We start from the raw sequence: 15,565 nt of genomic DNA on the forward strand, positions 1-15,565 counted from the left end.
GCTCGTTTCCAATTGTTCATTGTGGTTCCTTTCTTCGTTGAAGGGGTGCCTCCGACTTGTCCCCCTCGGCAAGCCGAATCTCTTCCGGCACACATACTAGCACAAAGTTTATTGATTTGACTATTTGAAGCATTCAAAGAGGCGCAAGCCGCTGATCATCCTGAATTTAGCTTTTCATGAAGACGCATTAGTATGATGAATTAATGATATTGATCAGGCGAGGAGGCTGACATGAATGAGATCCTGGTGGCAGGAGTGGACACATCGACCCAGTCCTGCAAGGTGAGGGTCACCGAGGCTCAGACCGGTCGGCTAGTCCGCTTTGGCAAGGCTCCCCATCCGGCAGGCACATGCGTTGATCCCATGGCCTGGTGGAAGGCCTTTCAGGAGGCTGCGGCCCAGGCGGGAGGTCTGGACGATGTCTCGGCCATCAGCGTGGGCGGCCAGCAGCACGGCATGGTGCTGCTGGACCGCCAGGGGCAGGTAATCAGGGATGCCCTGCTCTGGAACGATACGCGTTCGGCTCCTGATGCCGACGATCTCATCATCCGGCTAGCCAAATCCAAGACCGGCGAGGCTGAAAGCGCTCGGGCGGAAAACAATGGGCCAAACAAGAACCCGGATTCAGACCAGGACCTGGTCATGCGGGGCAAACAAGCCTGGGTGCGGGCTGTGGGTTCCTCCCCCGTAGCCTCGTTGACCATCACCAAAGTAGCCTGGATCAGCCGGGTGGAGCCGGATAATGCAAAGGCTATCTCGGCTATCTGCCTCCCCCACGACTGGCTGAGCTGGGTCATCGCCGGCCACGGCCCTGTTGCCGACCCCGAGACTGAACCCGGGCTGGAGGACCTCTTCACTGATCGCTCTGATGCTTCCGGCACCGGCTACTATGACCCCGCTGCCGACCGCTACCGGCGTGACCTGCTGGCCATGGCCCTACCCGACGGCATGGCCGAGCATGTGATCCTACCTAAGGTTCTTGGCCCCCACCAGGTCGGAGCCAAGGCCGACCCCCGCATCGCCGGCAGGGATGTGCCCGGAGGCTGCATCATCGCGCCAGGCGGCGGAGACAACGCCATGACTGCGCTGGGCCTGGCCATGCAGGTGGGCGACGTATCCATCTCCCTGGGAACCTCGGGGGTCGCTGCTGCGGTCAGCCCAGTCCCCGCCTACGACATGAGCGCCTCGGTAACCGGATTCGCTGATGCCACCGGCCACTGGCTGCCCCTGGCCTGCACCATCAACGCATCACGCATCCTGGATGCAGGCTCAGCCGCCTTGGGAACTGATTATGACGGTCTGGCGGAGCTGGCGAAGAAGTCCTTGCCGGGAGCCGAGGGCATCACCCTGATCCCCTACTTCGACGGCGAACGCACCCCGAACCGCCCTGATGCCCACGCCAGGCTGGAGGGACTGACCCTGGCCAACACAACCCGCACCAACCTAGCTAGAGCATTCGTAGAGGGCCTGCTCTGCTCCCAGCGTGACTGCCTGGAGCTGCTGAAACGGCTGGGCACCACGGTCGCCAGGATCCTTTTGGTCGGCGGCGGTGCCAAGTCCCCAGCGGTCAGAGCCTATGCCCCGGGAATCCTAGGCATGGATGTGCAGCTGCCCCGGCCGGACGAGTACGTGGCCATCGGTGCGGCCCGCCAGGCAGCCTGGACTCTGACAGGAGAAGAGGAACCTCCATCCTGGCCTGTGGACATCGAGACCACACTGACGGGCGCACCCTGCGAGCAGGTTTACCAGCAGTACCTGCATAGGCGGGGATGAAAGGCCCCGCCAGCCTGGGTCACTTGGAACGGACCCGCAGATGCAGTCCGAAGACCAGATCGGTTTCATCCAGGCGGTAGGCGGGATCCAGCTCGGGTCCGCAGCTGTTGGAACCTATGCCGCTTGTGGCATAGTCCAGGCAGAGCACGGTCGAGCCGCATTCCTCCAACTCATGGTCGTGCCCCTTGACAGTCAGCTCCTCCTGCGTGTAAGGAGAGCAGTTGAAACTGATGGGCCCATCCCCCGCCGACTGCAGCAGGGAGCGATCATCCTCCACCAGGACGTAGTCGCAGCCATAATGGGAGCCGTTCTCCTGAGGACGCAGGTAGTGCTCGACCATGCCTGACGCGGTGTCATGGAAAACGCCATAGTGGCTGGCACGGTGCATGTCCCGGTAGCTCTCGTAGGGCCCATAGCCGCAGTAGGTGACCCGCTGCAGGCTCTTGGGCAGGAAGAGTCGCAGGCCGAACCTGGGCAGATAGGGGAACTCGGGATCCCGATGCAGCTCCATCTTCAGATCCAGCCCACCCTGATCGCTCAGGGTCCAGGTGGCGAGAATGCTGCCCATGGACTGAATGAAGGGCGCCACCAGGGACAGCTCGGCTCTGATCGTGGTCAATCCCCTGCCCTGGTCGGTCTGCAGCTGGCAGGATAGGGCTCGGGTACTAGCCCGGTCGTATTCGGCCTTGCGCCATTCCTCCTTGATGGTGGCATCGTTGTCGGTGGGCGCCCGCCAGAGGTTGACCTCAATAGGGGCGGTCAACAGGGAACGGTTGTCGATGCTCATGGATTCCACCATGCCGGTACGGCGGTTGAAGACGTAGCGCCAGTCGGCCCCCTCCACATTGAAACGGGCATCAGTCCGCCTGACCACTGGCCGGTGGGCGCCCCGGGATCCGCTGCCGGGGTCGGCACTGATGAGCCTGGCCACGCCGTTAGGGCGTTCAGGCAACCCCATGTCCGCAGCTTCAAGCTGATCAAAGCCCAGCGGATGCCCTTGGGGAAGCACTGGATCGGCCTTGGCCAGGGTGTACTCCACAAGCAGGGTAAGACGGCCCTTCTCAGGGGGATCCATGGCGGGCAGACCCACGGTGCCCTCGGCATGGGGGGCGATATGCAGGCCGGTCCCCCGATCCAGTTCGGGCATCCCGGAAGTCACCGGCTCTCCATCACACAGGAGGATCCACTTCAGGCTCAGGTATTCGTCCAGGTAGGTGAAGTCCAAATAATTATGCAGGGTGAGTAGCCGGGTCTGGGGATCGTAGCCGACCAGACGGGCCGGTCGGAAGACGTTCTTGAATTCCCTAAGGCCGGTGTGGGGCCGCCGGTCGGGGTAGACCAGGCCGTCCATGCAGAAGTTGGCATCATGGGGGTACTCGCCGTGGTCTCCCCCGTAGGCATAGATCCGACGGCCCCTGCGGTCCCTGCCCTGGTCGATGGCGTGGTCGGCCCACTCCCAGATGCAACCGCCCAGAAGTCCCGGATGAGCCTGGAAGACTCGGAAGTAGTCCTCCAGATCCCCTGGGCCCAGCCCCATGGCATGACAGTATTCGCAGAGGAAGTAAGGCCGACGGCCCCCGTCCCCGTCATCCCCGTGGCTGCTGATGCCGTGAGGACCCTCCGGTGTGAAGTAATCCTCGATTTGCTTGATGCTGGGATACATCCGCGAGGTGATGTCCAGATTGCTGTAGTCCAGGTCCTTACGGGGCGAGCCATGGATGGCCGACTCGTAGTGGGTCAGACGGGAGGGATCCCGAGATTTGGTCCAGGCCAGAGCCGCCTCGATGCCGCAGCCGTATCCGCTTTCGTTGCCCATGGACCAAATCAGGATGGAGGGGTGGTTCTTGTCCCGCTCCAGACTGCGCTGGACCCGGTCGACAATGGCCTTGGTGAAACGCGGCTCGTCGGCTATACGACCATTCCAGTAATCTGGCTCCTTCCAGTCCGGACCGTGGTAGAGGGCCTCGATGCCATGAGCCTCCAGGTCGGCCTCGGCGATCAGATAGAAGCCCAGCTGGTCGTAGAGAGCGTAATACTGGGGACTGTTGGGGTAATGGGAGGTGCGAATGGCGTTGACGTTGTGCGCCTTCATCAGGGTCAGGTCACGCATGATCTGCTGCTGGTCGATGGCGAAGCCGGTACGCGGATCCCCGTCATGCCGGTTGACTCCGTGGATCTTGACAGGCCTGCCGTTGACCTTGACCACCTGGCCGTCCACGCTGATGGTTCGCAGGCCGATGTACTCGGTGATGACCTCGTCGGGATGCTCCCCAGTAGAACTGGATCTGGTCGACAAGGTAAGCCGGTAAAGTTCAGGGTCCTCGGCATTCCAGAGGCGAGGATGGCTAACTTTCAGGACAAATTGCGCAGGCTCCTTGCAACCTGTCAGCTCGGCCCTGGCCACCTCCACCCCATCGGGGTCGGTCAGCAGAGCCTGGACGTCAAGGGCGGCATCGTCCCGGTCCGTTACGCCAGTCGGATCAAGATCCAGGGTCACACTGGCATGACCCATCCCCTCGTCCAGGTCGGTGTGGACGAACCAGTCGCGCAGACGTGCCTTGGGCCGACGCAGGATGTAGACATCGCGGAAGATGCCGCTCATGCGGAACTTGTCCTGGTCCTCCAGATAGCTGCCATCGCACCACTTGAGCACCAGAACGGCCAGCTGGTTGCGGCCCTGCCGCAGGTGGTCGGTCACATCGAACTCGCTGGTGGCGTGCGAGACCTGGCTGTAGCCGATCAGATCCCCATTGACCCAGAGGTAGAAGCAGGAATCCACCCCTTCGAAATTGAGCAGGGCCCGGGGCGCTGTGGGATCGGGCTCGTAGTCGAAGGCGCGCAAGTAGATGCCACAGGGATTGTCGGCAGGCACCCTGGGCGGATCGAAGGGGAAGGGATAACGCAGGTTGGTGTATTGGGGGTTGTCATAGCCCTGGGTCTGCCAGACTCCTGGCACATGGATGGGCTTGTACACCCCTCGGCCTGCATCCCTGGAAGGGCTGTAGTCGGCTTCGAAGAAGACCGGATCCTTGGCCTCGGTGGCGGACTGCACCTCGGCGTCCAGCTGGTCGAGGCTGGCATAATAGCGAAAATTCCAGTCCCCATCCAGGTCCAGGTAGCGGTCGGAGCGCCTGCGCAGGTCACCACGCGTGTCCATGGGGGCGCCGGCTGGCATGCAATAGGCACGATTCGGCTCGGTCCCCACATGCAGCGTGGCTGGATCCTCGTAATAGCGTGGTATGAACATGACGATTCCATCCTCCTTGGTGGCCTTGGCAGCAGACGTTCCACAGGTATGACTGTTTACGCTCACATGCGACCATGATACCGGTGCCATGGCACGCAATTCCCGGCGGTTGTCGCGGGTTTCATCGCATCCGACGCGCCGTGCTCTCGCGAATGACCAGCTTGGGGGTCAGAATTCGGCGGTTGCCCCCCACCTGCTCCCCCCGGAAGATCTTCAGAAGCAGGTTGGCCACCTTGGTGCCATAGAGCCCGGCATCACGATGGACCGACGTGATGGAGGGATAAGTGCTCTGACAGATAAAGCTGTCCTCGAAGCTGACCATGGCTGGCAGACTCGTATAAGCCGAATCAGAAGTCGCAATATTATTGTCAGACCCTGGCGCTGTAGCGGACATCATCCTGTTTTCCAGCATTACGCGCAGACTGGCAGCAGCCATGATCTCGTTCTCATAGATAAAAGCCGTATACGGACTGTCCCCTGACGAGAGACGAAGAGTGAGGGCGGCTGCCCTATCAGGCGTGAAGTCCGTGAACTCCACCTTCGGCTCCCCCAGGTTCTTCCGACGGACAAACTCCCGGAAAGAAGAGACACGGGCCCGGCTGTAGTCGAGGTTTGCATCCCCCGACAAGTAAGCGATCCGGATATGCCCGCGCGAACTCAGATGGTCCATGATCGTCGTCATGGTCCTGGAATCGTCGATGGACAGCGAAGGCAGGTAGTTGTCCGAGTCCGGCCCCCCGGCCAATACAGCCGGCAAATCCAGATTATGCAGGAGCCGGGGCCTGGGATCATCAGAGAGAAGGTCCACCAGCACCACCCCATCGACCCGCTTGCGTCTGGCCCAGTCCCTGTAGGTGTCCAGCTCCTCATCCAGCGTGGCGCAGGGGCGGAAGAGCAGGCCGTAGCCCGACCGGCTCAGGGAGGCATGGATACCGGCCATGAAATGCAGCATGAAGCCTTCGGTCTGGAAGGCATCCATGGACCTGGCCGGAGCGAAGCCCACTGTCATGGTCTTGGAACTGCCCAGGGCCTGGGCGGCATATGCGGGTTTCCAACCCATTCTGGCAGCCGCTTCGCGAACTCTGCGCTTGGTCTGGATGGAGACTCCGGGCTTGTCGTTGATGGCGAATGAGACCGCGGTCTGGGATATCCCTAGTTCGTTGGCTATGTCCTTGAGGTTGACCCTGGCATCGTCCATCTCCCTATGAACGGGCGAGCCCGTTCTGGCTTCTGTTTCTCCGCCATCGGACTCGCCGTCCATGCGCCACCTCATATCAACCATCCTCGTCGACACCCGTGATCCGGCTCGGCCGACTCAGCAAACCAGACTGCCTGCACACGCTTCAGGCGCACACGAATATCGGCCTCCAACCCTAACTTAGACCCTCATCAGCACAAAACATGGCCGACAACCTCGTCTGAGGCCGGAGAGCTTGTTATCGCTCACATTTTAGCCTCGGACAAAAGCTGGAGCCGAATCCGGAAGCCGGGTATGCAGCAGTCAGGACTTTTTCCGCAGGAGGGAGGAGTCGGATACGGCGCTGTAGGAGCTTCCGCCGACAGATTTGACGGCGATGCACTCACTGATGCCCCTGTCATCCAGCCAGCTGTTATCAGCCGCATGCAGGGAGGTGACCAGCGCCGGCCTTGCTCCTTGACGGCTGAGTTCCATCCACTTGTCGAAGATGGACCCGCCAGGCGCGCAAGCAGATCTGAGCAAGGGATCATCGTGTTCGTCCACATCTACGACCAGAGCCGTGGACCTGGGCCGAGAATCCTCCTTGCCGGAGTAGTCCTTCACCGCCTGGGCGAAGGCCTGGCCTATGGGCTTGAGGTGCTTCTCTTGATCGAACAGACCCAGATGATGCTCAAAGAGAGGAAAATCGCCGAATTGCTGATCGACGTCATGCGAGCACCACCAAGTGATGCCGAACATGTCGCTGCAATCGAGAGCATGCTCCACTGAAGACCTGCAAAAGTCAGCAGCCTGCTCTGCACCCATTACATTGAGCGGGGCACCTATCTCCTGCAGCCAAACTTGCCGATGGGGCTGATTGGCAAAGGCCTTCGACAGTTCCACCAGGTACTCGGCATGACGCGTGCTCTCCTCGGCCAGGGGACCGCGCTCCTGGGCGGCTCCGTTGAAAACCCAGGAATGAATACAGGTCATGTCTCCGATGTTGGACGCATATCGAGGGAGAAAGGCGTGACCATCCTGATACCAGGTCGCATCGTTTTCGGAATGCAGGAGCACGCGGCCTTCCTGGGCTGCTCTCTCCTTCAGTGGGGTCAGCAGCTGCAGCAGCCAGTCCTCAGCCTCCTTGAAAGTAGAGGGCATTCGGCGCGGATGGACACGGTCGGTGAACTGGTTGCATTCGTTTCCGAGGGTCAGACCACGGAAATGCGGCAGGTCCGCCAGAGCCTCATAGACCGAAGTGACCAGCTGGGCCTGCGCCTGAACTGCGTCCGAATCCGTGAACATATTGGTTTCATGCCATGAGACCAGCCAGGAGGGCACGAAGTCAAAACTGGACATGTGCCCTTGGATCACATCCGAGTAGACATCCAGTCCTCGCTCATCCGCCATGGCGGCCATATGCCTCAGGTCGTCCAAAGCGACATCGTTGATCCAGGTTCTGTTGGGCTGGAGGATCGTCCACAGCGGGAAGATGCGGATATGGTCCAGCCCAATGGAAGCAATGTCATCGAGGTCTTTGGCGACGGTATCCCAATCCGGATGCAACCAGAAATAGAACCAGTTGTGGGAAGGGGTGTAATTGACTCCAAATTTCATAATGATGCTATTCCTTGATGCCACCCTGTTCCAGACCACGGAAGAAGTAGCGTTGGAAGCAGGCGAAGAAGACCAGGATCGGTATCAGGGAGACCAGGGCCCCCGCTGCTATCAATCTCGGATCCGAAACGAACATGCCCTTAAGCCGGTTCATGCCCAGTGTGAGCGTGTAGTTGGACTCGTCGGAGATGACGATCAGGGGCCAGAGGAAATCATTCCAAGCGCCCACGAAGGCGAAAATGCCGACGACGGTCATGGTGCCTTTGACTTGAGGCACGCAGATCCGGTAGAACCGCTGCCAAAGATTGGCGCCATCCACCTCGGCCGCCTCCTCAAGCTCGTCCGGGATGCCCTTGAAGGCATTGGTCATAAGCAGAATGTTGACGGCGCCCACCATGCCTGGCAGGGCGACAGCCAACAGGGTGTTCTGCAGACCGACGCTTCTGACGATGAGGAACTGGGAGATGACCACACCCTCGACGGGGATGACCATGGTGCCCATGAAAATCGTGAAGAGCAGGTTGCGCCCGCGCCACTTGAGCCGGCCCAGCGCATATCCGGCCATGGTCGAGAAGACGACGTTGCCACCGATAGAAAGGATGGCGACGATTACCGTGTTCAGCATGTACCGGAAGACCGGGACCTGTCTGAAGACGGATATGTAATTATCCCAGGTGGGCGTCTTCGGAATGATATAGGGCGGAACCGCATAGACATTGTCGCCCTTGCCCTTGAAGGAGAGCGAGAGCTCCCAGACGAAAGGCCCCACCAGCAGGATGAAGACCAGTATGAGCACAAGGTACTGAATAACCTTGCCAACAGTGACTTTGGAGTGGCCGTTTTTCATGAGTCCTCCCCCCGCTTCTGGATAATCTGCTGCAAAATCAGCATGGCTCCGACCACAACCAGCACAATCAGCGACAGAGCGCTGGCATAGCCCGTTCTGGCCTGAATGCCCGTGCCCTCTTTCTGGATGAGCATGGACATGGTGATGTCCTCGCCGCCGGGACCAGCCGTGCCGTTGGTGAGCACGTAAATCTCGTTGAACACGCGGAAGGCCGCGATAGTGGACAGCATCATGATCAGCACGATGGTGGATCTCACTCCTGGGATGGTGACATAGAGAAATTGCCTCACCGGTCCTGCCCCATCCAGCGAGGCGGCCTCGTAGAGAGAGGCGTCGATGTTGGCCAGGGCGGTCAGGTAGATGACCATGTAGTATCCCAGGCCCAGCCAGATGGTAACGAACATGGATGTGAACAGTATCAGCCAGCGATCACTGAGGAATGGGATCGGGCTGCGAATGATGTGCAAGGACTCCAGAACCGAGTTGACCAGCCCCTTGGGATCCAGCAGGTTGGTCCAGATCATTCCCACCACCACAGCCGACATGACCACGGGAGTGTAGAAGGAGGTCCTGAAGAACCCCATGATCCTGGAGTTCCCCTTGACCAGGTTGGCCAGTATCAGGGGAAGGATCACCATAAAGGGGACCACGCACACCACATAAAGGGTGGAGTTGAGCAGCGCGATCCAGAAATAGTCGTCATGCACGATCTTTACAAAGTTCTGGATGCCTACGAACTTGCCCGGTCGCAGCAGGGTGGAATCGGTGAAGGCCAGTCGGCAGGTATTCAGCGCAGCGACGATGACGAAGATGAAGACGATGGCGAAGGCCGGGAAGACAAACAAGTAAGGGGCCAAGGTCGTGGTCCAGTGAGTCCCTTTACCGTCTTTGCCCCCGGCCTGGGGTCCGCCGCGACGGCCGAGGGCAGAAGCCTTCGGCCGGATGGCGGAAGAGTCAGCGCGGCTCATAGTTACTGCAGCTTCTCGTTGGCGTACTTAACGGCCTTGTCCAAGGACTCTTTCGCGGTCTGCTTGCCCTGCAGGGCCAGAGCGGCCTGCTGTTGCAGGTAGTCGTGGCCATTGGCATCGGTGAACTCGGCAGGACGGCTTGAATACCCGTTCTTCACGGAGTTCAGAGTGATCTTCAGGGCCTTGCCTTGAACATCGCTGGTATCGATGTTGGCATAGTAAGGATCGTCAAGACCGCCCTTGCTCGAGGGGAAGGTGTTGGACTTCTTGGCGAATGCCAGCTGGTTCTTGGCATTGGTCACATACTGTACGAAGTCCAGAGCGAGCGTTTTGTTCTTGGTCTGGGCATTGACGGCCAGCATCTCATAGGCCAGGCTGGCGGACTTGCCCTGATCGCTGATCTTGGTGCCCACAGCCAGATGCTTGTACAGGTCAGGAGAGTTCTGCTTGAAATCCGCCGCCGAGTAGGCGCTGCCGCCCATGGCCACGATGGAACCCTTCTGGAAGAACTCGCCCTGCTGAGACCACTGTGCGCTCAGAGCCTCCGGCGGGATTCCCTTCTTGTTGTACAGGTCGACGAAGCGCTGCAGATGCTTGACGGCCTCGGGGGAATTGAAGATGTACTTGGTGTGGTCCTTGTTCATGATGGGGATGCCGGCCGATGCATAGTCATCGACGGAGCCGCCCAGCATGGTGGACATGTAGGCCCCGCAGCCGCTATTGACCATGGTGTCCGCCTGGGAGAAGTAGTCGTCCCAGGTCACGGGCAGCTTGCTGGGGTCCAGTCCGCACTTCTGCATGAGATCAGTGTTGTAATAGGTCGGTCCATCGTTGACATACCAGGGGAAGCCGTAGGCTCCCTCCTCGATGTCCTTGCCCTTGAAGGTCACTGCATTCCAGGCATTCTTGTAATAGTTGTTTTCAGCCTTGGGAGCTTCCTTGCTGATGTTCATCAGGGCCCCGGCCTTGGCCAGGCCATACATCAGTGAGGGACCTGCATCGATGATGTCGGGCAGGGAGTTGGCTGCTGCATCAGCGGACAGCTTCTGCTCATAATTGTCCGAGGGCTGATCGATCCATTTGATGGTGGTGCCGGGATGCGACTTCTCGTAGGCAGAAATCAGGTTTTTGAAGTACGGAGTGTACTTGTCGTTTTTCAGGTTCCAGGTCTGGAAGGAAATCTCGCCTGACGGCTTGCCGTCTTTCGACCCGCCTGAACTGCTGTTGCTTCCTCCGCATGCCGCCAAAGAACCCGCCATGGCAGTCGCGCAGATCAATACTGCTACCTTCTTCAGTGCTCTCATCGGAGCTTCCTTTCTTTTTATTACTCACTTCTTTGTGGAGCTTCCGACCGGTCCAAATCAACGAACGAACCAGCCGGACAGACACCCTTGGTCAGGCGATTCAGCGCCTGGAGAGTCTCAAGGTGGTGAACTGGAAGGGAACCAGATCCAGCAAGGCCCCATCAGCTTGCGCACCCTGTTCGGAGCACAGGCCTGGCCGCACGCCCTCGGGCACGGGTCCGTCCTCCAAGGAGTTGGTTTCCTTCACGGTCGCGCCTTGCAGGACAGACCCTGTGTGCAGCCTGGCCTTGGAGGGGGAAGAATCCGGATTGTAGACCCTGACGATCACATCGCCGCTGTCGTCATCAGCCGTCTTGACCCAGTCGATGACGGTAGTGCCCTGAATATCCTCAACGCCAGCCAGTGGTTCAACGCCAGGCAGTCCATGATGGAAGACCGGAGCGTTGAGGGCATAGGCTGCTTGCAGGATGTCAGCCTGAGTGTCCCCAGGGACGATGGACCAGGCAAAGCTGTGCTTGCCCCTGTCGGTATGCGGATCGGGAAAGACCGGAGCGGACAGGAGGGTCAGTCTGACCAGGGTACCCGCCTCCTTGCCGGCCTTCCCGTCATAGTGGATCGGTGTGGTGTCGCCGCCGTATGTCGAGGCGTTGACCACACCGACGGCAAGGTCGTCATCGCTTATCCTGACGAATCGGTGCGTGCAGCTCTCGAACTGGGCCTCTTCAGCAGCGTTGTTCTTCTGAATGGGCCTGTCGATGAAGCCATACTGGCACTCGAATTGCGCATACCTGGCCTGAACTGCGACGGGAATGTCCACCTTGAGCAGCTGCTCATCCTGGCGCCAGTCCACGTCAGCAGTGAAGTTCAGCTGCCTGCCGCCCGGGGTCAGCCCGATCGTGGTCACGATTGTGGTCTCGCCATGCCGACGCGATACCCGAACACCGGAATCCAAGGCCTCCATGGTGACTGGGTCATCGACTGGAGAAGCAGTCAGCAGGGCATCGCGCTCCAGATCCCAGGCATCCCACATGTAGGGCTCGTCCTTGAAGAGCTCGTATCCGCCCACCGAGGAGCCTTGCGGGACCAGGTCCCTGCCGGAGGTCCTGTCAAGAATGGAATGGACTTCGCCGTCTGAAGCGACAACGGCACGGATAAGACCATTGTCGATAACGAATTCATTGCTCTCTTGACTGACCTGGACAGGTCTGATGCTCTCGGAACCCTCCTGAGCATGGACTGGCCCGACTGCCTCCCAAGCCGCCTGACCATTGCCATCCATGGGTACCAGCTTGGCATCGGACACCATAGGAGCCTGCGGCTGCACGGAGGCTATGACGCGGGCTGCCTCATCACCGATCTGTTCCAGACGGGCGATGTCCCTGCGGTAGTCTTCCCTGGCCAGCCTGTGTACCCAAGAGATGGCGGAACCCGGAAGAATGTCATGGAACTGGTTGAGCAGAAGCGTGCGCCAGATTTCGTCCAGCTCCTGACGGGGGTAGGTGTATGAGTCATCGACCAAGCCGGCGTAGGCGCACAGGTATTCGACCGTGCGCAGCATGGCCTCCTCCTGCCGGCAGCCCCGCTTCATATCCTGCTGGGAGGTCAAGGTCTTGCGGTGCAGCTCCAGGTAGAGCTCGCCCTTCCAGACAGGCATCTCGGAACCAGCCTCCTTGCGGATCTCCTCCTCTGACTGGCGGAAGAAGTCTGCAGGAGCCTGATACCGCACCTTGGCCGACCCCTCAACGTCATGCAGACGGTCATAACGCCCCAGCATCTCCCTGGTAGTGCCGCCGCCGCCATCGCCATAGCCGAACAGGACCAGGGCCCTGGTCGAGATGTCCTTGTCCTGGTAATTCTCTTCGGAGTGATTGAGCTCCCGGGCCGTCATGCTGGAGGCATAGGTATCCATGGGAGGGAAATGCGTGAAGATGGCCGTGCCATCGATGCCCTGCCAGTCAAAGGTGTGGTGTGGGAATTTGGTCGTATCATTCCAGGAAATCTTCTGCGAAAGGAAGGAAGTCATTCCTGCACGGCGGGCAATCTGCGGGAACTGGCCCGTATAGCCGAAGCTATCCGGCTCCCAGACCACAGTCGTGTCTACCCCCAGATGCTCGCGGTAGTACCGCTTGCCATAGGTGAACTGGCGGGTCAACGACTCCCCTGAAGGCAGCATGCCGTCAGACTCCACCCACATCCCTCCAACAGGGATGAACCTGCCTTCTTGGATGCGTTGCTTGACGCGAGCGAAGAGATCGGGATGATCCTCCTCCAGCCATGCATACTGCTGGGGCGAGCTCATGGCATAGATGAATTGAGGATCGCGCTCCATTAGTGCAAGCATGTTCGAAACAGTCCGCGCAACCTTGCGCCTGGTCTCCCGCTTGGGCCAGAGCCAGGCGGAGTCAATATGAGAATGACCCACTGCCGCATGATCCAAGGCGCTGGAGGTCGCCGGCACTGCCAGCACACCGGCCAGGGCCTGTCGAGCCGGCCCGAGCGTGGCCAGGTCACGTTCATCGTAGATATTCAGCGAACGCTGCAGGGCCTTGCCCAGACGCCAGTACCGCGGCTGGCTCTGGTCACACTCGCGAATCAGCTGGGCTGCGACCTCAAGATCCATGTAGTAGTTCCATGCCTCATGGTCAAAATGACAGACATCCATCTGCTTGAGGGCATTAGGCTCATCGGCACGACCTGTGGTTCCCTCGCCCAGCTGCGTCTCCACGAATGCTGGGGTGCCAAGCAGAAGCGGATTGCAGGCCGCTTCCAGATAAATGGTAAAGGTTCCATCCGGGTTGATGACCGAAGCCTCGTCACGTGTCGGATTCCCGTCCAGATCAGTGCCGTCGAGCGGAATCCAGCGGTTGCGGGGGTTGACGGCCTTGATAATCGACCCATCACTCCTATAGGCCAGGGCTTCAAAATGGCCGCCGGGCGCATCCGGATGCCAGCCCAGATCGACCACCAGCTCGATCGGGGCCCTGGCCGCCCAGTCGGCATCGACATGACCGGTCACCTCCATCCATGTGGTCCCCCAGGTCGTGCCCCAGGTATCCCCCAGGGAGAGAGTCCGAAAGTCTACACTCTTGCTTTGCACTTTCTCAAAGAACTCCGATGACGTTATCGGTTCCCCGGAAATGACGAAAGAACGAACTTGAACCTGGCCCATAGGCCGCTCAATCTTCGGTAGCACGCGTTGACGCATGACACGATCGCACTTGTCAAGCACGCGTTCTATCTTCAGCTGCATCCTCACAACCTCCTCGCAGGTCCGCTTCGCATCTCTACTAAAGCGGTTTAGTTCGATTGTACCCTATCCAGTGCCCAAAGATCTGGCCCCCAATAAATAGCGTGTTTCTGTTCACCAGTTCGAAAAGTCGGCACAAGCCCGCATTCCATTAGGATGAATTCCTGACGAAGGGCGGTATCACAACGTTTTGGGACCAGCACATGCTTTGAGCAAACCCACTGGCCCATGAAGACTTGCAACCTCCGAGGACACTTTCAGCCTTATTTCGCGGCTTCTGGAAATGGGCTCTTGTTCACTGTTCGCGAATTAGCAGCAATAAAAGAGGGTCCAGGTGTCGGAAGGCAGAAGGACCCTCGATCTTCAGATGACCGTCACTGCTTGTTCATGGCCGCTGAAAGGGCCTTGGTCCATTCGAAGGTCGTAGGTTGAAGCTTGTCGTCGCCTCGACGCACTCCATCTCTATCGACGGCATACTCAAAAACGCCGCCTTTTTGTGTGCCATCGGCCCCGTCATCAGGCTCCCAAAGAGCGTACTGCATGGCCCTGCTGGTTGACATCGGCTCTTCGGTGTCATACCACCATCCGCCCCGCTCTTCATAGAAGGAGAAACCCGGAATGTACTGCCTGCTCTTGATCGTGCCCTTGTAGGTCTCCCAGTCCCGCTGGAGGGCTCCGACCGAACGCCCGTAGGCATCGGCGAATACGTAAGAGACCACGTCGGACACTCCCCTATAGAGGCTGTTGGTCCCAGGCTTGTTGGTGTTATAAGCAAAGATGGAACTCGGCTCAGGTGACTTGGGCCCGTAGTAGCTCGACATGGCCCTGAGAACCCCCTTGGCTCGTTGAACGTCGGTGGGAGTCATGCTCGCCTCTGCGTTGACAACAAAGCCGTCAAGTCCAGGGAAGTAAAGATAGGACCTCTTGAGCTCCCTGGCGCGTTTGGCGTACCCCTTTGCATTGCTTTCCATGGGCGAAAGAGACTGATGGTCATGAGGGTCGTTGAAATCATCCTTATAGAAGAGGCTGATATCCAGACTCCTGATCACTTTTGTGCCCTGCTTGTGCAGTGACTCAATCTGCCCAGGAAGAGTGTCCCAGAAGGCCTGAGTGGTCTCCGGGTTGGGAAAGGCGATAGCTATGTCCACCTGCTTGGGCAGATCCGACATCGAGTTGAAGTTGACAGTCGGATCCGAATGCGTATCTCTCCAGGCCCTGAAATAGGTAACAGTCATCTCATGGGTCTTCCCTTGAGCATCAGATTCGGCCCAGGCGGCAGTGGCTCCTATTGCGGACGTTCCTGCCAAGGCCAGAATGGCCATTGATGCCGTTATCATTCTCCGGATTTTCATGGTTGATCTCTTTTCAAACTTGTTTTTCTTTAA

Annotated in this window: 9 protein-coding genes; 1 reads left to right on the top strand and 8 read right to left on the bottom strand. The window is 59.2% G+C overall.

The annotated features are described in order from the left end of the window. The first annotated feature begins 231 nt into the window (after window positions 1–231). Entirely contained in the window at window positions 232–1,773 is a 1,542-nt protein-coding gene (locus tag J3T95_RS03390) for a xylulokinase (RefSeq protein ID WP_267450382.1), read from the top strand. 19 nt (window positions 1,774–1,792) lie between these two features. Here J3T95_RS03390 and J3T95_RS03395 read toward each other — a convergent pair whose 3' ends face one another. The 8 genes from J3T95_RS03395 to J3T95_RS03430 form a co-directional block, all read right to left on the bottom strand. Beyond that, on the bottom strand, window positions 1,793–5,086 hold the full coding sequence (locus tag J3T95_RS03395) for a glycoside hydrolase family 2 TIM barrel-domain containing protein (protein WP_416378734.1): 3,294 nt from the start codon (window positions 5,084–5,086) through the stop codon (window positions 1,793–1,795). Window positions 5,087–5,141: 55 nt separating this feature from the next. Continuing rightward, on the bottom strand, window positions 5,142–6,218 hold the full coding sequence (locus J3T95_RS03400; RefSeq protein ID WP_267450588.1) for a LacI family DNA-binding transcriptional regulator: 1,077 nt from the start codon (window positions 6,216–6,218) through the stop codon (window positions 5,142–5,144). A 303-nt stretch (window positions 6,219–6,521) separates the two neighbouring features. Further along, window positions 6,522–7,814, bottom strand: a complete 1,293-nt coding sequence (locus J3T95_RS03405; protein ID WP_267450383.1) for a glycoside hydrolase 5 family protein — start codon at window positions 7,812–7,814, stop codon at window positions 6,522–6,524. 7 nt (window positions 7,815–7,821) lie between these two features. Next, window positions 7,822–8,661 (bottom strand): carbohydrate ABC transporter permease, encoded by an 840-nt coding sequence (locus J3T95_RS03410; protein WP_267450384.1) that lies wholly within the window; start codon window positions 8,659–8,661, stop codon window positions 7,822–7,824. Continuing rightward, window positions 8,658–9,629, bottom strand: coding sequence for a carbohydrate ABC transporter permease (locus J3T95_RS03415; protein ID WP_267450385.1), 972 nt, complete (start codon window positions 9,627–9,629; stop codon window positions 8,658–8,660). The genes J3T95_RS03410 and J3T95_RS03415 overlap by 4 nt, the downstream gene beginning before the upstream one ends. Before the next feature lie 2 nt (window positions 9,630–9,631). Continuing rightward, window positions 9,632–10,933, bottom strand: coding sequence for an ABC transporter substrate-binding protein (locus tag J3T95_RS03420; protein ID WP_220237084.1), 1,302 nt, complete (start codon window positions 10,931–10,933; stop codon window positions 9,632–9,634). Between the two features lie 100 nt (window positions 10,934–11,033). Beyond that, window positions 11,034–14,183 carry an alpha-mannosidase gene (locus J3T95_RS03425; RefSeq protein WP_267450386.1) on the bottom strand — a complete coding sequence of 1,050 codons (3,150 nt, stop codon included), beginning with the start codon at window positions 14,181–14,183 and terminating at the stop codon, window positions 11,034–11,036. A gap of 371 nt (window positions 14,184–14,554) precedes the next feature. Continuing rightward, window positions 14,555–15,532 carry an EndoS/ChiA family endoglycosidase gene (locus J3T95_RS03430; RefSeq protein WP_267450387.1) on the bottom strand — a complete coding sequence of 326 codons (978 nt, stop codon included), beginning with the start codon at window positions 15,530–15,532 and terminating at the stop codon, window positions 14,555–14,557. Window positions 15,533–15,565 lie beyond the last annotated feature (33 nt).

Origin of the sequence: Bifidobacterium sp. B4079 (genome assembly GCF_026537385.1) — a bacterium.
Classification (GTDB): domain Bacteria; phylum Actinomycetota; class Actinomycetes; order Actinomycetales; family Bifidobacteriaceae; genus Bombiscardovia; species Bombiscardovia asteroides_I.